The sequence below is a fragment of the Stenotrophomonas sp. 05L413 genome, assembly GCF_056397945.1.
Genome location: NZ_JBFTOL010000006.1, coordinates 361,255 through 379,803 on the forward strand (window position 1 = coordinate 361,255; position 18,549 = coordinate 379,803).

Annotated in this window: 19 protein-coding genes; 5 read left to right on the plus strand and 14 right to left on the minus strand. The window is 66.2% G+C overall.

Annotated features, from left to right (window positions below; translation table 11 throughout):
- Positions 1 to 2 precede the first annotated feature (2 nt).
- Genes dnaG through AC1DIQ_RS15400 form a run of 3 tightly spaced genes read left to right on the plus strand, consistent with a single transcriptional unit; the run spans position 3 to position 3,344 of the window.
- Complete coding sequence (gene dnaG, locus AC1DIQ_RS15390) at positions 3 to 1,748, plus strand: DNA primase (protein WP_478050352.1); 1,746 nt, start codon at positions 3 to 5, stop codon at positions 1,746 to 1,748.
- 47 nt (positions 1,749 to 1,795) lie between these two features.
- Complete coding sequence (locus AC1DIQ_RS15395) at positions 1,796 to 2,293, plus strand: protein tyrosine phosphatase family protein (RefSeq protein ID WP_478050353.1); 498 nt, start codon at positions 1,796 to 1,798, stop codon at positions 2,291 to 2,293.
- Positions 2,294 to 2,345: 52 nt separating this feature from the next.
- Complete coding sequence (locus tag AC1DIQ_RS15400; protein WP_478050334.1) at positions 2,346 to 3,344, plus strand: bile acid:sodium symporter family protein; 999 nt, start codon at positions 2,346 to 2,348, stop codon at positions 3,342 to 3,344.
- A 51-nt stretch (positions 3,345 to 3,395) separates the two neighbouring features.
- Here the strand turns inward: AC1DIQ_RS15400 and AC1DIQ_RS15405 are convergent, their stop codons facing one another.
- The 6 genes from AC1DIQ_RS15405 to AC1DIQ_RS15430 all read right to left on the minus strand — a co-directional run bounded on the left by AC1DIQ_RS15405 (position 3,396) and on the right by AC1DIQ_RS15430 (position 8,647).
- Positions 3,396 to 4,136 (minus strand): hypothetical protein, encoded by a 741-nt coding sequence (locus tag AC1DIQ_RS15405; protein ID WP_478050335.1) that lies wholly within the window; start codon positions 4,134 to 4,136, stop codon positions 3,396 to 3,398.
- A gap of 168 nt (positions 4,137 to 4,304) precedes the next feature.
- Positions 4,305 to 5,129, minus strand: a complete 825-nt coding sequence (locus AC1DIQ_RS15410; RefSeq protein WP_478050336.1) for a TraB/GumN family protein — start codon at positions 5,127 to 5,129, stop codon at positions 4,305 to 4,307.
- Positions 5,130 to 5,188: 59 nt separating this feature from the next.
- A complete protein-coding gene (gene cyoE, locus AC1DIQ_RS15415) occupies positions 5,189 to 6,082 on the minus strand; it encodes a heme o synthase (RefSeq protein ID WP_478050337.1) in 894 nt (297 codons plus the stop codon).
- Positions 6,083 to 6,086: 4 nt separating this feature from the next.
- On the minus strand, positions 6,087 to 7,298 hold the full coding sequence (locus tag AC1DIQ_RS15420; protein WP_478050338.1) for a COX15/CtaA family protein: 1,212 nt from the start codon (positions 7,296 to 7,298) through the stop codon (positions 6,087 to 6,089).
- 11 nt (positions 7,299 to 7,309) lie between these two features.
- A complete protein-coding gene (locus AC1DIQ_RS15425) occupies positions 7,310 to 7,885 on the minus strand; it encodes a hypothetical protein (protein ID WP_102788907.1) in 576 nt (191 codons plus the stop codon).
- Positions 7,886 to 7,912: 27 nt separating this feature from the next.
- The gene (locus tag AC1DIQ_RS15430) at positions 7,913 to 8,647 is read right to left on the minus strand and encodes an SURF1 family protein (protein WP_478050339.1); all 735 of its coding nucleotides are present in this window, start codon (positions 8,645 to 8,647) and stop codon (positions 7,913 to 7,915) included.
- 57 nt (positions 8,648 to 8,704) lie between these two features.
- Here AC1DIQ_RS15430 and AC1DIQ_RS15435 point away from each other — a divergent pair, with 57 nt between their 5' ends.
- The gene (locus AC1DIQ_RS15435; RefSeq protein ID WP_019185993.1) at positions 8,705 to 8,923 is read left to right on the plus strand and encodes a twin transmembrane helix small protein; all 219 of its coding nucleotides are present in this window, start codon (positions 8,705 to 8,707) and stop codon (positions 8,921 to 8,923) included.
- Positions 8,924 to 8,963: 40 nt separating this feature from the next.
- Here AC1DIQ_RS15435 and AC1DIQ_RS15440 read toward each other — a convergent pair whose 3' ends face one another.
- The 6 genes from AC1DIQ_RS15440 to AC1DIQ_RS15465 all read right to left on the minus strand — a co-directional run bounded on the left by AC1DIQ_RS15440 (position 8,964) and on the right by AC1DIQ_RS15465 (position 13,691).
- The gene (locus AC1DIQ_RS15440) at positions 8,964 to 9,839 is read right to left on the minus strand and encodes a cytochrome c oxidase subunit 3 (RefSeq protein ID WP_478050340.1); all 876 of its coding nucleotides are present in this window, start codon (positions 9,837 to 9,839) and stop codon (positions 8,964 to 8,966) included.
- Between the two features lie 20 nt (positions 9,840 to 9,859).
- Positions 9,860 to 10,447, minus strand: a complete 588-nt coding sequence (locus tag AC1DIQ_RS15445) for a cytochrome c oxidase assembly protein (protein ID WP_152153729.1) — start codon at positions 10,445 to 10,447, stop codon at positions 9,860 to 9,862.
- Entirely contained in the window at positions 10,444 to 10,578 is a 135-nt protein-coding gene (locus AC1DIQ_RS15450; protein WP_259462181.1) for a hypothetical protein, read from the minus strand. The genes AC1DIQ_RS15445 and AC1DIQ_RS15450 overlap by 4 nt, the downstream gene beginning before the upstream one ends.
- Before the next feature lie 8 nt (positions 10,579 to 10,586).
- Positions 10,587 to 12,197, minus strand: a complete 1,611-nt coding sequence (gene ctaD / locus AC1DIQ_RS15455; protein ID WP_478050341.1) for a cytochrome c oxidase subunit I — start codon at positions 12,195 to 12,197, stop codon at positions 10,587 to 10,589.
- 64 nt (positions 12,198 to 12,261) lie between these two features.
- Positions 12,262 to 13,203, minus strand: a complete 942-nt coding sequence (gene coxB, locus AC1DIQ_RS15460) for a cytochrome c oxidase subunit II (protein WP_478050342.1) — start codon at positions 13,201 to 13,203, stop codon at positions 12,262 to 12,264.
- An 11-nt stretch (positions 13,204 to 13,214) separates the two neighbouring features.
- Positions 13,215 to 13,691 carry a DUF2244 domain-containing protein gene (locus AC1DIQ_RS15465; protein ID WP_121042248.1) on the minus strand — a complete coding sequence of 159 codons (477 nt, stop codon included), beginning with the start codon at positions 13,689 to 13,691 and terminating at the stop codon, positions 13,215 to 13,217.
- 277 nt (positions 13,692 to 13,968) lie between these two features.
- Between AC1DIQ_RS15465 and putA the strand changes: the two genes are divergently transcribed.
- Positions 13,969 to 17,208, plus strand: coding sequence for a bifunctional proline dehydrogenase/L-glutamate gamma-semialdehyde dehydrogenase PutA (putA, locus tag AC1DIQ_RS15470; RefSeq protein WP_121042246.1), 3,240 nt, complete (start codon positions 13,969 to 13,971; stop codon positions 17,206 to 17,208).
- Positions 17,209 to 17,263: 55 nt separating this feature from the next.
- Here the strand turns inward: putA and AC1DIQ_RS15475 are convergent, their stop codons facing one another.
- Positions 17,264 to 17,896, minus strand: a complete 633-nt coding sequence (locus AC1DIQ_RS15475) for a hypothetical protein (RefSeq protein ID WP_121042244.1) — start codon at positions 17,894 to 17,896, stop codon at positions 17,264 to 17,266.
- Between the two features lie 113 nt (positions 17,897 to 18,009).
- The gene (locus AC1DIQ_RS15480; RefSeq protein ID WP_478050343.1) at positions 18,010 to 18,468 is read right to left on the minus strand and encodes a tautomerase family protein; all 459 of its coding nucleotides are present in this window, start codon (positions 18,466 to 18,468) and stop codon (positions 18,010 to 18,012) included.
- Between the last annotated feature and the right edge of the window lie 81 nt (positions 18,469 to 18,549).

Here is an 18,549-nt window from a genome sequence, read left to right on the forward strand (position 1 = left end):
CCATGGCCCGTATCCCCGACGCATTCATCGACGACCTGCTGGCCCGCTCCGACATTGTCGAGGTGGTGGGCAGTCGCGTGCCGTTGAAGCGCCAGGGCAAGGAATACGCAGCGCGCTGCCCGTTCCATGACGAGCGCTCGGCCTCGTTCACGGTCTCACCGACCAAGCAGTTCTATCACTGCTTCGGCTGCGGCGCGCATGGCACGGCGATCAGCTTCCTGATGAATTACGACCGCCTCGAGTTTCTCGACGCGGTCGATGAGCTGGCCAAGCGCGTGGGCATGGAAGTGCCGCGCGATACCCAGCCGCGCACCGCCCAGCAGCAGGACGACAGCCGCGATCTGTACTCGGCGCTGGATGCGGCCACGCGCTTCTTCCAGACCGCACTGAAAGGCAGCGACAAGGCGCGCGCCTACCTGGACCAGCGCGGTGTCGATGAAGAGAACCGCGAGCGCTTCGCCATCGGTTACGCACCGGATGGCTACAGCGCGTTGAAGGATGCCTTGGGCAAGGACGAGCGGCGGATGAAGCTGCTCGACCGCGCCGGCCTGTTTTCCAAGAACGACCGCGGCCACGTCTACGACAAATTCCGCGACCGGGTCATGTTCCCGATCTTCGACCGCCGTGGCCGCGTGATCGCCTACGGCGGCCGGGTCATGGGCGCACCTGACGACGGCCGGGACGCCGGCCCGAAGTACCTCAACTCGCCCGAGACCGCGCTGTTCCACAAGGGCCGCGAGCTGTACGGCCTGTGGCAGGTGCGCCAGGCCAACCAGAAGATCGAGCGGCTGATCGTGGTCGAGGGCTACATGGACGTGGTCTCGCTGTTCCAGTTCGGCGTCACCCAGGCGGTGGCCACGCTGGGCACGGCGACCACGCCGGACCACGCCGAGCTGCTGTTCCGCAATGCGCCGGACGTGTTCTTCTGCTTCGATGGCGATGCCGCCGGCCGGCGCGCCGGCTGGCGTGCGCTGGAGTCGGTGCTGCCGCGCATGAAGGACGGCCGCCAGGCCTTCTTCCTGTTCCTGCCCGATGGCGAAGACCCGGACACCATCGTGCGCAAGGAAGGCCGCGAGGGCTTCGATGCCCGCCTGCAGCAGGCCACGCCGCTGTCGCAGTTCTTCTTCGACGAGCTCACCCGTGAGGTCAACATGGGCACGCTCGACGGCAAGGCACGCCTGGCCGAACGGGCCAAGCCGATGCTGGCCCAGATTCCCGATGGCGCCTTCGGCGACCTGATGAAGCAGCAGCTGACCACGCTGACCGGGCTGGGCGCCAAGCCCAGCGCATCCGCGCCGCCCTCGCGCGCCCCGCAGCGCGCGGTCGCGCCGGCGCAGCGCCGCAGCCTGGTGCGCGCGGCCATCGCGATCCTGCTGCAGCAGCCCTCGCTGGCGATGACGCTGGACGGCCACCACTTCACCGGCCTGCGCCTGCCCGGCATCGAGCTGCTGACCGAACTGCTGACCCTGGTCGAGCAGCGCCCGGACATCAGCACCGGGGCGCTGCTGGAGCACTTCGAAGGCCGCGAGGAACAGGAATCGCTGCACAAGCTGGCCGCGCAGACCCTGCCAGGCGACGAGGCGATGTGGACCCAGGAGCTGCATGACGCGGTGGCCCAGCTGGAGAAACAGCTGCTGATGCAACGTCTGGATGAGCTTCAGGCAAAGCAGAGCCAGCAGGGTCTGGACGATACTGACAAGTACGAGCTGCGCGAACTGCTCAAGGCGCGCAGCACCCTCCGCTTCTGACCAACGGAGCCGCCGTGGCATCCCACATCGTCAGTCCCGCTGCATCGATCGTCCGCCGGTTCCGCCTTGCTGCCATTACTGCACTGTTGGCGCTGTGCCTCCCCGCCTGGGCGGCGGAGCTGCCCTTCGCACAGCCACGGCAGCAGCTCTACACCGCGGGCCAGCCCAGCGCCGCCCAACTGCAGCAGGCCGCTGCGGCCGGGGTCACCACCCTGATCGACCTGCGCCAGCCCTACGAAGCGCGCGGCTTCGATGAAACCGCCGCGGCCGAACGCCTCGGCCTGCGCTACGTGCGCATTCCGATTGCCGGTGCCGCCGGCCTGACCGACGCCAACGCGCAGGCGCTGCGTACCGCGCTGGCCCAGAGCCAGGGCCCGGTGCTGCTGCACTGCGCCTCCGGCAACCGCGCCGGTGCGCTGCTGGCACTGCTGGAGGCGCGTAACGGTGCCTCGGTGGATGAGGCACTGACGCTCGGCCGCGCGGCCGGCATGACCTCGCTGGAAGCGCCGACCCGTGTCCTGCTGGAGCAGGACGCCGCGCGTTGACCCTGCTCTTCTTTCCCCGCCTGCTTCCCTGCCCTACAGGAGTCTGCCCACCATGACCCGCTGGTGGTCGCGCCTGCGACCGGACAACTTCACCCTCGCCCTGCTCTGCACCGTGCTGCTGGCGTCCTTCCTGCCGATGCACGGCGCCGCCGCGATGGTGCTCGACGATGTCACTGACGTCGCCATCGCCGCGCTGTTCTTCCTGCACGGCGCGCGCCTGCCGCGTGAATCGATCGTCGCCGGCCTGCTGCACTGGCGCCTGCACCTGACCATCCTGGCCTGCACGTTCGTGATGTTCCCGCTGCTGGGCCTGATGTTCAAACCGCTGGATGGCTGGCTGCTCACGCCCGAGCTGTACATCGGCGTGCTGTTCCTGTGTGCGTTGCCGTCCACCGTGCAGTCCTCGATCGCGTTCACCTCGATCGCCCGTGGCAATGTCCCGGCGGCGGTGTGCAGCGCCTCGCTGTCGAGCATCCTCGGCGTCTTCCTGACCCCGCTGCTGCTGGCCCTGCTGGCCGGCACCGAAGGCGGCATGCACCACCCCGGCCAGGCCATCGTCAGCATCATGCTGCAGTTGCTGGTGCCGTTCGTGGCCGGCCATCTGCTGCGCCCGTGGATCGCCCGGTGGGTCGAGAAGCAGCGCGCGCTGCTGCGCTATACCGACCAGGGCACGATCCTGCTGGTGGTCTACTCCGCCTTCGGCGAAGCGGTCAGCGAAGGGCTGTGGAGCAAGACGCCGCTGTTGTCGCTGCTCAGCGTGGCGGTGGTGGCGGCGGTGCTGCTCGGCATCGCAATGCCGCTGATCCGCTTCATCGCGCGCCGGCTGGGCTTCAACCGCGAAGACGAGATCACCATCCTGTTCTGCGGCTCGAAGAAAAGTCTGGCCACCGGCGTGCCCATCGCCAAGGTGCTGTTCGCCGGTGGCAGCCTCGGTGCGATCGTGCTGCCGATCATGATCTACCACCAGATCCAGCTGATCGTCTGCGCGATGATCGCGCAGCGGTATGCGCGTGATCCGGTGGTGGCGATGAAGGGTGACGGAGGCAGTTGAGCTCGCTCGACTGCCGCCATTGGTCGGACCTCAGCCCCCGGCTGATCAAGATCAATCATTGATTGCCGCAGCGATATCCTGCAGCACGCGTGCCTTGCGTTCCACGTCACTGTCGCCGGTTGCGGTGAGTGTGTATGCCTTGTCTCCAGCGGCCCAAGACAACACCACGCGACCACGTCCCTGACCATCAACATTCATCTCGAGCTGCGCAGGCGAGCCGTTGACGGCGGTGTTCTGGGCTTCGGCAATGACCTCGATGAGAGTACCTGGCACCCGGAAGTTTTCCTCATTGAACGCGACGATGCCCACGTCGCTCAACCGATAGAACCGCGTCAAGCCGGTGGACTTCACACCCTCCAACGCACCACTGGGCTCCATGCCGATCACCTCCGCGACACCGAGCACCGTCCCCAGAAGATTGGTCGGCGGACTGGGCAAGCGTTGACGGAGCACTGCGTCCGATTGCTTCGTCTTGGGTAAGCTGGCGAAGAGCCCCGCTGGCGACGGGATGGTTCCGTCAGGCACCCGGACTGGACCGGCCCGGCTGCGTTCAATCTGCCTGCGCAGCTGCTGTTTCACTGCCTCCGGTGCATCCAGCTCCGCCAGTTCAACCATCTTGAGGACACCAGCTGCAGGCACGCATCCCGCCGCTGGTACAGGCTCGCTGGATGCGGCCTGCAGCGTGCGCGCATGCAGCCACCGGCCGACCGCATCCACGGTATCGGGTCCGGTGTGAGGCAACGCGACAGATGACAGCACCACAACCAGGGTGAGAGGGGAAAGTGCGTTCATGACGATCATCACTCAGCAGGACGACGGCCACACCTTCCGCCCATGAGAAGCAGGTCCGCGCCCGGTTTATACGTGACGGGCGGCTCAAGGAAATGAGCTGTTGATCCGGCTTTTCAACGTAGATGCTCGCCTTACGCGACATCGCGGAACATTCCCATCCGAAAACGGCTACTCCACCCACCGCGCCACGCTGAAGCGCGGTAGCCAGATCTGCAGATCGTATGACCGGTCTGAGCCCGTTTTCTGCAGCGGCGAAGGCCCGGTATATGCCGACAGCGATCGCGCGCCGCATTGCCGATGCTGTGTGCAGCCCCACGCCTGCCCACTCCGCGCATCAACCCGGACCGCGTAGGGCTGGAGATCGAGCAGCAACGCAGTCATCGGCGGCCACGGCAGCCCTTCGGGCTGAGTGCGCATGGCATGCACGTTCCCGGTCAGTACCAACAGACGCCCAGCGGAGGGCAACGTTGCGTGGTGTACACGCAGTGCATCGGCCATCGCCGCATCGCGCGCGCCGGTACCGGCCTGGGCCGCCGGCAGCACCTGATCGAAGCCAACTACTTGTACATCGTGGCCCTGCGCACGCAGGACCCGCACCGCCTCGATCAGCGCCAGCGTATCTTCATTACGGCGGCCGTCGTGCGGTTTACCTGCGGTGCGCCAGTAGGAGGTCGCGCGCACCGCCTGGCGTGCTGCGGCATCGCCATTGGAGGACAGGTAGGTGGCCAGCCGGGCGTTCTCGGTGGCCGGCAGTTCCAGCCCCAAGTGCAGCGGGGTGCCCTGTCCGGCGTAGGCCTCCGCCAGCGCCTGCACCAGTTGCGGCATCTCGCGCGTGCCATGCAGTTCACCGAGGACCACCAGACGGCTTTCGCCCGCATGCCGCATGATCTGTGCAGCAGTGTCCTCCACTGGTGCTACCGGTACCGGTGCCGCATTCGCCGCACCCAACGCCATCCCGATCAGCAGCCCCGCCACCCAACGCCATCGCTTCATACCGTCACTCCCTGTTCGGTAGAGAAGCAATGGCGGCAGTAATCACAGATTCAAGGCGGTTACTTCAACCAGGGCAGCATCCAGTGGTCCACCATCAGGAAGGCGAACAGCGCCATCAGGTAGACGATGGAGTAGCCGAACATCTTCATCGAGAACAGTTCATCCGGCGGATTCAGCATGCGCCAGGCGTACCAGAGGAAGACCGCGTTGAGCACGATCGCACCGCCCAGGTAGAACATGCCGCTCATGTCGACCACGACCGGCAGGATGCTGACGATGGCCAGCGCGATCGAATAGACCATGATCGACTTGCGGGTGTACGCCACGCCGTGGGTGACCGGCAGCATCGGGATTTCCGCCTTGGCGTAATCCTCGCGGCGGAAGATCGCCAGCGCCCAGAAGTGCGGCGGGGTCCAGATGAAGATGATCAGCACCAGCAGCGACGCGTAGGCCCAGTCCCACGGGCCCTGCATGCCGGTGATCGCGGCCCAGCCGAGCATCGGCGGGGTAGCACCGGCGAGGCCGCCGATGACGATGTTCTGCGAGGTCGCGCGCTTGAGGTACACGGTGTAAATCACCGCGTAACCGATCAGCGAGGCGAAGGTCAGCACGGCGGTGATCACGTTGACCCAGACCACCAGGATCGTCATCGACAGCACGATCAGCAGGCCGGCGAAGACCAGCACCTGCCACGGCTTGACCTTGCCCACCACCAGCGGGCGCCATGAGGTTCGCGCCATCTGTGCATCGATGCGCGCGTCCAGCAGCTGGTTGATCGCCGCGGCGGCCGAGGCGGCCAGCCAGATGCCGAGGAAGCCGAGCGCGCCGTCCAGCGCCTGCTGCGCGGTCGGCACGCCGGGGATGGCCAGGAACATGCCCACCAGCGCGGTGAACACGATCAGCGCGACGACCTTGGGCTTGGTCAGATCCCAGTACTGACGGTAACTGGCCATGCCGTCAGCCTGCCTGCACGGTAGTGGACGCAGCGCTGGCCTTGCCACCCTCGGCCTCCGGCGCGCGCAGGCGCGCCAGCAATGTCACCAGCACGAACAGCAGCGCCACCGCGCCCCCGCTGTGCGCGACGGCCACTTCCAGCGGCACCGCCAGCTTCACGTTGAGGATGCCCAGGGTGATCTGCAGCACCACCAGCAGACCCAGGGCACTCGCCCAGCCGCGCATGCTCGGCAGGCGGAACAGGCGCACCGACAGCCACAGCAGGTACACGGCGACCACGATCGCCATCACGCGGTGCGCCATCTGAATCGCGATACGCGAGGCGCCGTCGAGCACGCCCCCTTCGTAATCCACGCCGATGCCACGCCACAGGGTGAAGCCTTCCTTGAAATCATGCGGCGGCCACCACTGGCTGACGCAGCGCGGGAAATTGTCCAGCGAGGCGCTGCCGCCACCGCAGGCGAGTGCGGCGTAGTTGGCGCTGACCCAGCCGCCGAGGGCGATCTGCGCGACCAGCACGGCCACGCCGGCGCGGATCAGCCACTTCAGCTTGGGCGCCTCGGCCAGGGTGATCGGCATATGCGTGGCGCGCCACGCCATCCATACCAGCAGGCCGAACATGAGCATGCCGCCGAGCAGATGGCCCATGACCACGATCGGCTTGAGCAGCCAGGTGACTGTCCACATGCCGAGCAGCGCCTGGAAGATCACCACCGCCAGCGTCAGCAACGCGGCACGGGCCAGGTCGATGTTGGTCCAGCGCAGCGCGGCGATCAGCAGGATCGCTTCGCCGATCAAGGCGATGATGCTCGCGGGGACGTGCATGCCCATCATGTACAGCGGTATGCCCGTCGCCACCAGCACACAGGCGGTGATCACCGCCGTACTGCCCCAGCGACGACGACGCGTGGCCAGCAGCGCCAGGGTGAGGATCTCGATGCCGAGTGCACCGGCCAGGAAACGGTGCACCTGCTCGCGCCACGCCTTGTGCGTTTCCAGCGGGCGGATCTTGGCGGCCTCGTGGCCGATCACTTCCTCGGCGTGCTGCGGCCAGGTGACACGGCCATAGCAGGTCGGCCAGTCCGGGCAGCTCAGGCCCGCATCGGACAGACGCACGAACGAACCGAACATGATCGTACTGGCGGTCATGATCAGCGCAAACCACGCCAGACGGTGGAAATTGCGGTGCAGCACCGGGCGTGCGGAGAGGCTCATCTAAACGGAACTCACTTCAGTTTCAGCAGCGTGGCCAGGTCTTTGCGCAGACCGGCCATATCGAATCCCGGCGCGTACCGCATGATCACGAATCCGTTGGGATCGATCACATACACAGGCGTGCCGGCGGCGTCATCCACGGCGGGCAAAGCGGCACGCAGGTCCGGTTGGGCGCGCAGCGCGCGCAGTGCGGGCATGCCCTGGACCTCGGCCGGCGGCGTGCCCAGCCACAGGATCTCGACATTATCGGCGTTATGGCCGAACAGCTGCCACACCTTGCCCAATCCCTGCGACAAAGTGACGCACTCGCTGGTACAGCTGGCAGACGGGGCCACCAGGATCCGCCAGGTGCGATCGTTGGGGTTCCAGGGGTACGGCTGACCATCGGCCAGGGTCGGCGGCAGCGCGCGCAGATCGGCCGGCGGCTGCAGCAGCTGCCCGGTATTGCGGTGCGAGGTCGGCTGCCAGCCGGAGAAGCGCAGCACGCCCGCCAGCGCCATGGCGCCGAAGAACACGCCGAACAACGCGATCAGGGTCCAGCGGCCGCGTGAACGGGACGGCAGCCGGGCCGGGGAAGTGGCATTCATGGGCGGCATTTTCTCATGTTGAGCCGGTCAGCGCCGGGGAGTGCCACGCCGGCGGCGATGGCGACGGAATTCCAGGACCAGCGCGACCACCAGCACGGTCAACGCCAGGCCGAACCATTGCACGGCGTAGCCCAGATGGCGACTGGGCGGCAGGGTATTGGGCAGCAGCTCCAGATCGCGCGCGTAGTCGCCTGGCAGCGCCGGATCCAACCGCAGCACGCGCGCGCCCAGGCTGCCCGGCGGCAGCGACAGCGCGCGCGCCATGTCCTCGGGGGGCATCCGGCTGGCCAGCCACACGCCCGGCTGTGGCGCGGGCGACAGCGCCGGCCCCAGGGCCAGCCCGGTGGCCGGTGACGGCGCCAGCAGGCCGCTGATGGCCGTATGGCCGGCAAGCGGTGTGATCGGTGGGATGACACGATCCGGCGGCATCGGCAGCCAGCCCAGATCGACCAGCACGCGTGCGCCGTCCTCGCTCTGGAACGGCTGATACACCTTGAGGCCGGCGCGGCCTTCGCGGGTCTGGTTGTCGAGCAGGATCGTGCCGGGCAGGAAGCGACCGTGATCCTCCACCCAGCGCAGCAACGGCGGGGCGGCCTGGGCCCGGTGCAGCGTGAGCGACTGCGCGCGGGCGGGCAGCTGCTGGGCCAGCAACGCTTCTTTGGCGTGCATGCGCTGCAGTTGCCAGCGGCCCAGCTGGCAGAACGCGAGGATGACCAGCACCGCGGCGATCCAGCCGATCAGGCGTGTGTGCTTGCGCATCATGACAACGCCGGCAAAACGCGGTGATATAGGCGCACCCGCCACGCCATCGAGCCGCGCATGAATGATTCGTTGAAGACCCTGCTGGTAATCGCGTTTCTGATCGTCATCGTCTGGAATCTGGGCGCCGGGCTGTATTACCTGCTGGTCGATCGCGGCCAGACCAAGCGCACCGTCAATGCCCTCACCCGCCGCATCGCGGTATCGGTGGCGCTGATCGTGCTGGTGGTCATCGGCATCTACAGCGGTTGGATCAAGCCCCACGGCATCGGCGGCTGAGGCCGCACCGGCGTCGATGCGGCAGGAGGTCGCACCGACGCTACAGCACGTAGACGAACAGGAACAGCATCAGCCACACCACGTCGACGAAGTGCCAGTACCACGCGGCGGCTTCGAAGCCGAAGTGGTTATCGCGGGTGAAATGCCCCTTCGACGAGCGCAGCCACATCACCGCCAGCATGATCGTGCCCAGCAGCACGTGCACGCCGTGGAAACCGGTGAGCATGAAGAAGGTGGAGCCGTAGATGCCCGAACCCAGGGTGAGGTTGAGTTCCTTGTAGGCGTGGATGTACTCCTCCGCCTGCAGGGTGAGGAAGCCCACGCCGAGCAGCACGGTGATGCCCAGCCAGACCAGCAGCTGGCGGCGGTGACCGGCCTTGAGCGCGTGGTGCGCGATGGTGAGGGTGACGCCGGAGGTGAGCAGGATCAGCGTATTGATCAGCGGCAGACCCCAGGCCGGGATGGTCTGGAAGTGCCCGCCGATCGCGCCGGGGCCATTGGTCGGCCACGCCGCCGAATAGCCGTCCCACAGCAACTCATTGGTCATCACGCCATCGCCCGCGCCGCCCAGCCACGGCAAGCCCAGGTTGCGGGTGTAGAACAGCGCCCCGAAGAACGCGCCGAAGAACATCACTTCGGAGAAGATGAACCACACCATCCCCATCCGGAACGAGCCGTCCACCTGGCGGTTGTAGCTGCCGGCCTGCGATTCGCGCACCACATCGCTGAACCACCAGAACAGGGTCAGCACCAGCATCGCGATGCCGGTGTAGAAGGTCCACTTGCCCCAGCCGGAATCGTTGAGCCAGCTGGCCACGCCGACCATGGTCACCATCATCGCAATGGAACCGATGAACGGCCATTTGCTGTGCGTGGGCACGAAGTACACGTTCGCATCGGGGCTTTGCTGGGCCATGGTCTTGGGTCCGGTCCGGATCAGGGAGCTGCACGCGCGCCGGTCGGCAAGCTGGCCGGAGCCAGCTGCGCGGACAAGGCGTCGTTCTTGTAGAAGGTGTAGGACAGGGTGATCGTGGTGATGTTGGCCGGCAGGTCGGGATCGACGATGAAGCGCACCGGCATGTCGCGCTTCTCACCGGCCTGCAGGGTCTGCGCGGTGAAGCAGAAGCACTCGGTCTTGCTGAAGTAGCCCGACGCCTTGGCCGGTGCCACCGACGGCACGGCGCTGCCCACCAGCGCGCGATCGCTGTCATTGCGCGCGTAATACAGCGCCTCGTTGAGCTCGCCGGGCACCACGTCCATCGTCAGCTGTTCGGGATGGAACGCCCACGGCAACTTGGAATTCACGCCACCATCGAACTCCACCCGCACCGTGCGCTTGCCGGTGGCGGCTGCAGTGCCTGCCGCCGCGCCGGGGCCACGCTCCAGGCGCACACCGAACACCTTCTCGCAGGCGATGCGGTACAGCGGCACCAGCGAGAAGGTCAGCACGAACACCGCCAGCGCCACCCCGATCAGGCGGGGCAGGCCCGCATGACGCGCGGTTGCCGGGCGCGGATCGCTCATCGCCCGATCACCCCGCTGAGGATGAAGCCGCCATAGACCATCAGCGCGACGATCCCGACCGCCCACGCGGTGCGATGCGCGCGGCGACGTTGCAGGGCCTGCTCATCCGGCGTGCGGGTGGTACTGGTCATGAGCGGCCTCAATGGGTGATGTCGTCATGGGCCAGATCACCCGGACGGATGGTCGGCGGCGTGGTGAAGGTATGCGCCGGTGCGGGCGAGGGAATCGTCCACTCCAGGCCCCGTGCGCCTTCCCAGCAGCGGTCGGCAGCCTTCGCGCCGTGACGCAGCGAGTGCCACAGGATCGCGGCCATCATGAAGGGCGTGACGAACATGCCGAACGCACCGATCGAGCTGATCAGGTTCCAGTCCGCGAAGGCCACGCTGTAATCGGGAATACGCCGCGGCATACCGGCCAAGCCGAGGAAGTGCTGCGGGAAGAACAGCAGATTCACGAACACGATCGACCACCAGAAATGCACCTTGGCCCAGGTTTCGCTGTACATGCGCCCGGTCCACTTCGGCCACCAGTAGTACACCGCGGCGATCAACCCGAACACCGCACCGGTGACCAGTACGTAGTGGAAATGTGCGACCACGAAGTAAGTGTCGTGGTATTGGAAATCGGCCACCACGATCGCCAGCATCAGGCCGGAGAACCCGCCGATGGTGAACAGGATCACGAAGGCCACCGCCCACAGCATCGGCGCTTCGAAGGTGAGCGAGCCGCGCCACATGGTGCTGACCCAGTTGAACACCTTCACCCCGGTCGGGATGGAGATGAGCATCGTGGCGAACATGAAGTAGATCTCGCCGCCCAGCGGCATGCCCACGGTGAACATGTGGTGGGCCCAGACGATGAAGGACAGGAAGGCGATCGCGGCGATCGCGTAGACCATGGCCTGGTAGCCGAACAGCGGCTTGCGGCTGAAAGTGGGGATGATCTCGCTGACCACGCCGAACGCCGGCAGGATCATGATGTAGACCTCCGGGTGCCCGAAGAACCAGAAGATGTGCTGGTACATCACCGGGTCACCGCCACCGGCGGCGTTGAAGAAGCTGGTGCCGAAGAACTTGTCGGTGAGCAGCATCGTCACCGCGCCGGCCAGCACCGGCATCACCGCGATCAGCAGGAAGGCGGTGATCAGCCAGGCCCAGCAGAAGATCGGCATCTTCAGCAGATCGATGCCGGGCGCGCGCATGTTGAGCACGGTGGCGATGATGTTGATCGCGCCCATGATCGAGCTGATGCCGGCCACGTGGATGGCGAACACGCTGAAGGCCACGTTGTAGCCGCCCTGCAGCGACAGCGGCGGGTACAGCGTCCAGCCACCGGCCGGTGCGCCGCCGGGCAGGAACAGGGTCAGCAGCAGCAGGCTGAAGGCCACCGGCAGCAGCCAGAACGACCAGTTGTTCATGCGCGGCAGCGCCATGTCCGGCGCGCCGATCTGCAGCGGGATCATCCAGTTGGCCAAGCCGACGAAGGCCGGCATCACGCCACCGAAGATCATCACCAGCGCATGCACGGTGGTCATCTGGTTGAAGAACTCGGGCTTGACGAACTGCAGGCCCGGTTGCGCCAGCTCAGCACGGATGATCACGCTCATCGCCGCACCGATGATGAACATGATGAAGCTGAAAATCAGGTAGAGCGTGCCGATGTCCTTGTGGTTGGTCGAGAAGAACCAACGCTCGAAGAACCCCTGCTGATGCCCGTGATGCCCGTCGTGGTCAACTGCGGAATGCGCCATCGCAACTACACCTCACTGTATCCGGTGGTACCCGCATCCGCCGGCTGGCGGACGCGGCTCGATTTCAGGCGTTGCTGTCTTTTGCTGCCACGGCAGGCTCACTGGCCGGTGCCGGTGCCGGGGTGGCCTCGGCCGGGGCAGCCGGCGCGGGCGCCGGAGCGGCCTGCGGCGCAGGGGCCGGCGCAGGCTTCTTGGAGGCCAGCCATTTCTGGTAATCCTCCTTGGAAACCGCCTCGACGACGATCGGCATGAAGCCATGGTCCTTGCCACACAGCTCGGCGCACTGGCCGCGGTACACGCCGACCTGTTCGATGTTGGTCCAGGCCTCGTTGATGAAGCCGGGAATCGCATCCTGCTTCCAGCCCAGCGCCGGCACCCACCATGCGTGGATGACGTCGTCGGAGGTGATCACGAAGCGCACCTTGGTATCGACCGGCAGCACCAGACGGTTGTCGACATCCAGCAGGTAATGCGGATGGCTGTCGCGGGTCGGCACCACGCCACTCTGGCGCACGCGGTCGGACTCACGGTCCAGGCGGCTGGTGAAGCTGACGTTCTCGCCGAGATAGTCGTACTTCCACATCCACTGATACCCGGTGACCTTGACGGTCATTTCCGAATCGCGGGTGTCGTAGAACTTGATCAGATTGGCCGTGGCCGGCCAGGCCATCACCACCAGGATGATCACCGGGATCACTGTCCAGATGACCTCGGCCTTGGTGTTGTGGCTGAAGGTGGCGGCCACCGCGCCCTTGGATTTGCGGAATTTGAAGATCGCGTAGAACAGCGCGCCGAACACCAGCACGCCGATCACCGTACAGACCCACAGCGAGAACAGGTTGGACTCCCACGCCAACCGCGAGCTCTGGGTCACCCCCTTGCCCATGTTCAATTGCCACGGTTTGGGGTCGGCCGCCTGGGCCCACGCCATGGCCGGCGCCAGCAGCGCGACCCCGCTCAACACTGACTTCCCGAACGTCCTGCCCCACTTTCTGCATTGCTTCATTGCCTAGACCCTTAGCGTCGTCGGTTGCGGCCGTCATTGGCCGCGAGCAAGCCTTCTAGTTTCTGAGCCAGTACCTGGCGTTCGGCCGGTGCGAGGAAACTCCCCACGTCCACCTGCCGACCGCTGGATGCCAGCCGGACTCTGCGTTCGTCGGCGATCAGCCTCACCCAGTGCGGGTGGGCGCTGAACACCGGCGAATGCCCGGGTGCGGGAATCACTTCCACACACGCCGGCACCACCCGGATCTCTTCCTGCCGTTCTCCACTGCGCCACACCGTGCGCAGCGCCACTGCCAGCAACACGCTGTACAGCAGAGCAAACACGGGGGCGAATACATTGCCGGTGAACCAGCCCAGGCCGGCCGCCAGCCACATCACCCCCGCCAACACCACAAACAACAGGACGAACTGCCGGGCATCGAGCGCCCGTGGGGGGCGCAGCCGCAGTTGCGTCCCTGATCCGTCCGGAGCGATGAGCACCTCGATCATGTCGCAACCGCGTTTTTTCCTGCCGCGGGAAACGTCTCGATGGTAGCCCCGCTCTCCAGCGAGTAGCAAGGGTCCATTCACAGTTTCAGGAATGTTGCAATACAGCATTGCCTGCGGCGGCGGTTTTGACGAAAACAGCACAATAAATGGCAGGCGGGTCGAATCCGCCGAATCCCCCTGTATGAAAGGCTATGCGCCGCATGGGCGCGACCACGAAAACCACTTGACTCGCCAAAAAAACGATTAAAATGGTCAAGTTCTCCACGAGCCGACCGGCATGACTGCATCCTCTGTCCTTCCCCCTGCCCCGGCATCGTCCGGCGCCGCCCGCCCGCCGCTGCTGTCCCCCGAGCTGCCGGCCGTTCCCGACGCGTTCCGCCAGGCGATCACCGATGCCTGGTTGAAGGACGAGGCCACCCATGTGCGCGAGCTGCTCGAGCAGGCACGCCTGCCGGCCGCCGAGCAGGCCAAGGTGCAGGCCACCGCTGCCGACCTGGTCAAGCGCGTGCGCGTGCGCGCCCAGGACCAGGGCGCGATCGAAGCCTTCATGCGCCAGTACGATCTGGGCAGCGAGGAAGGCGTGCTGCTGATGTGCGTGGCCGAAGCCCTGCTGCGCATTCCCGACCAGGAGACCGCCGACAAGCTGATCCGAGACAAGCTCGGCGAGGCCGACTGGAAAAAGCACATGGGCGGCAGCGACTCGGTGCTGGTCAACGCTTCCACCTGGGGCCTGATGCTGACCGGCCGCCTGGTCCAGATCAACGATGCCACCCGCGCCGATGTGCCGGGCGCGTTCAAGCGCCTGATCGGCCGCGTGGGTGAGCCGGTGATCCGCCTGGCCGTGCGCCAGGCGATGAAGATCATGGGCCACCAGTTCGTCATGGGCCGCACCATCGACGAAGCGCTGTCGCGCTCGCACAAGGGCGACAACGCCAGCTACCGCTATTCGTTCGACATGCTCGGCGAAGGCGCGCTGACCATGAAGGATGCCAAGCGTTACCTGGAAGACTACCGTCGCGCGATCCACTCGATCGGCGGTGACCACAAGGCCCGCGGCGGCCGTCCCGATGGCGACGTCAATTCGGCACCGGGCATCTCGATCAAGCTCTCCGCGCTGTACCCGCGCTACGAGCATGCCAAGCGCGCACGCGTCATGGCCGACCTGGTGCCGGGCGTGCTGGAACTGGCGCAGCTGGCCAAGTCCTACGGCATCGGCTGCACCGTCGACGCCGAAGAAACCGACCGCCTGGAACTGTCGCTGGACATCATCGAGACCGTGGTCAGCGATGCCTCGCTGGCCGGTTGGGAAGGCTTCGGTGTGGTCGTGCAGTCCTACCAGAAGCGCACCCCTTACACGATCGACTACCTGGCCGACCTGGCCCGTCGCATCGGTCGCCGCCTGCAGGTGCGCCTGGTCAAGGGCGCGTACTGGGATGCGGAGATCAAGCGCGCGCAGATCGACGGTCTGCCGGCCTACCCGGTGTTCACCCGCAAGCAGAATACCGACGTCTCCTACCTGGCCTGCGCCAAGCGTCTGTTCACGCACAGCGATGCTATCTACCCGATGTTCGCTACGCACAACGCGCACACCATCGCGGCCGTGCAGGCGATCGCCAAGGGCGGCCAGTACGAGCACCAGAAGCTGCACGGCATGGGCGATGACCTGTATGCCGAAGTGGTGCCGGCCGACCGTCTGAACGTGCCGTGCCGCGTGTATGCGCCGGTCGGTTCGCATGAAGACCTGCTGCCGTACCTGGTGCGTCGCCTGCTTGAAAACGGCGCCAATTCCAGCTTCGTCAACCGCATCACCGACGAGAACGTGGCCATCGACGACCTGATCCGCGATCCGGTCGAGGTGGTCTCCTCGTTCGCGTCCATTCCGCATCCGAAAATCCCGCTGCCGGTCGATCTGCTGCGCAGCCAGAACCATGACAGGAAGAACTCCATGGGCGTCAATCTCGCCAACGACAACGATCTGCGTGCCCTGGCCGAGCAGCTCAACGCCGCCGTGCCCGCGCCGGGTAAGAGCGGGTGGCACGCCGCGCCGCTGGTGCCGGGTGCCAACCCGACCGGCGCACTGTTGAACGTGACCAACCCGGCCGACACGCGCCAGGTGGTGGGCCAGTGGCAGCCGGCCGACAGCGCCACCGTCGAGAAGGCGCTGGCCAATGCCGTGGCCGCGCAGCCGGCCTGGAACCGCACCCCGGCCGCCAGCCGCGCGGCGATCCTGGAACACGCCGCCGACCAGCTGGAAGCGCGCATGCCCGAGTTCATGGCGCTGTGCGTCAAGGAAGCCGGCAAGAGCCTGCCCGACGGCATCGCCGAAGTGCGCGAAGCGGTCGACTTCCTGCGCTACTACGCCAAGCAGGCGCGCGAGCAGTTCGGCCACGCCGAAAAGCTGCCGAGCCCGACCGGTGAATCCAACGAACTGCAGCTGCACGGCCGCGGCGTGTTCGTCTGCATCAGCCCGTGGAACTTCCCGCTGGCGATCTTCCTGGGCCAGGTCAGCGCCGCGCTCGCCGCCGGCAACAGCGTGATCGCCAAGCCGGCCGAGCAGACCAACCTGATCGGCTACTACGCGGTGAAGCTGCTGCTCGACGCCGGCGTGCCCGAAGGCGTGCTGCAGTTCCTGCCGGGCGACGGCGCGACCGTCGGTGCCGCATTGACCGCCGACCCGCGCGTGGCCGGCGTGGCCTTCACCGGCTCCACCGACACCGCCCGTGCGATCAACCGCGCGATGGCCGCCCGCGACGCTGCGATCGGTGTGCTGATCGCCGAGACCGGCGGCCAGAACGCCTTCATCGCCGACTCCTCGGCGCTGCCGGAACAGCTGGTCAAGGATGCGATCGGGTCGGCCTTCACCTCCGCTGGCCAGCGCTGCTCGGCCGCACGCGTGCTGTTCGTGCAGGACGACATCGCCGACAAGGTGATGACCATGTTGTCCGGCGCGATGGCCGAACTGAAGGTCGGTGACCCTGGCCTGCTGTCGACCGACGTCGGCCCGGTGATCGACGCCGACGCGCTGCAGATCCTCAAGGATCATGCCGTACGCATGGAGAAGGACGCGCGCCTGATCGCCGCTGCCACGCTCAGCGACGACGCCGCGCACGGCACCTTCTTCGCCCCGCGTGCGTACGAGCTGAAGAACCTGGACCAGCTGCACAAGGAGATCTTCGGGCCGGTGCTGCACGTGATCCGCTGGAAGGGCGACCAGCTCGATGCGGTGATCGACCAGATCAACGCGACCGGCTACGGCCTGACCCTGGGCGTGCATTCGCGCATCGATGAAACCGTCGACCGCATTTCCTCGCGCATCAACGTGGGCAACGTGTACGTCAACCGCAACCAGATCGGTGCGGTGGTCGGCGTGCAGCCGTTCGGCGGCCAGGGCCTGTCCGGCACCGGCCCCAAGGCCGGCGGCCCGCACTACCTGCTGCGCTTTGCCACCGAGAAGACCGTCACCGTGAACACCACGGCGGCCGGCGGCAATGCCTCGCTGCTGACTCTGGGCGACTGATTCCGGGCGTCCTGCGGTAAACAAAAAACCCCGCGAACGCGGGGTTTTTTGTAGGTCACGGGCTTTCGATGGACTCGATCTGGTCCTGCATCAGCAGCTCGCTACCCATGTAACGCTCGAACTTGATGCGGCCGAAGCCGGCGGCATACCACGCCTCGATGCGGCTGTCTTCGAAGGTCGCGGTGACGTGGCAGGTGTCCTTGAACGTGCGCGGCTGGTTGTCGACGTCCGCTTCAATGTCTTCGAAACCGACGAAGGTGTAGTCGGAGAAACCGTCGTAGTCGACCGGTTCAACGGTTTCGTCGACATGGTTCGTGCGCTCGCCCGCGCCAGTGAGCTCGAAACGATCGCCCGGCTTGGCGCTCTGCGGGAACGTCGGCGCCGGCTTGAAGGTATCGGTCCGCGTGGGGCCGTCGCTGGACATGCTGTAACGCTCCTGGCCCAGCAGCTGGCGGCCGCTGATGTCATGGAACGTGGCCATCCCGATGCCACCACCGGCACTGTGCATCTTGATGGCGTTCTGGCCAGCGAAGGTCACTTTTTCGATGGTCAGCGTTTCATCGGCATTCGACCAGGACAGACCCGGGGTCAAAGTGAAACAGGCGGCGAACTCCGGCGCGGCAATGGCAGGCAGCGAGAGACCGGCCAGACCCATGGCGAGCGTGGAGCGCAACAGCAGAGACGACATATACAGATCCTTGTCAGTAATCACGGGACGGCAGGGCGCAGTCCGGGCGGGGATTGTACGTCGTGCTGGATGTCATTCCAGTGTTCATCGTTTCGGCCGGGCGGCGCGCGTGATCATGCCGATGCGAGCTGCGATTGCAGATGCGCGTAACCGGCCGCCTGTACGAAGTCGTTCAAGTGCCACAATCGGCCGTTGGCCGCCCAGTGGCCATCGGCGATATCGGTCATCACGATCGAACTCAGCAGCACGCGTGGATCGCCTGGTGCCACGCAACCGGCGATGGCGTCGTGCAGTTGGAGTGCGTAGTCGGCGCGTTGCTGCGCATCCAGCACGCCCTGCGGAATCCGCACCTCGACCTGGCAGGGAATGCCGTGCGCACCGATGTCCTGACCACCACACAGCCAGTGGCCGGCCGCGATCTCCTGCAGCATCACCCAGCACAGGCGCTGCTGGGCTGGCTCGGCGCCCAAGCCGCTGGCGCGGACGGCGGCGTCATGCACCGCCTGTAGCAGGCGCTGCCGGGTAGCGGCATCGAACGCGTCGGCGGGAAGGGTAAGGGTGATGTTGGGCATGGGGATCGACCGGTTGCGCAAAGGAACTCCATTGGAGCCGAACGCCGCCCCGGGCAACATCGGCCGATCCGACATCTTTCG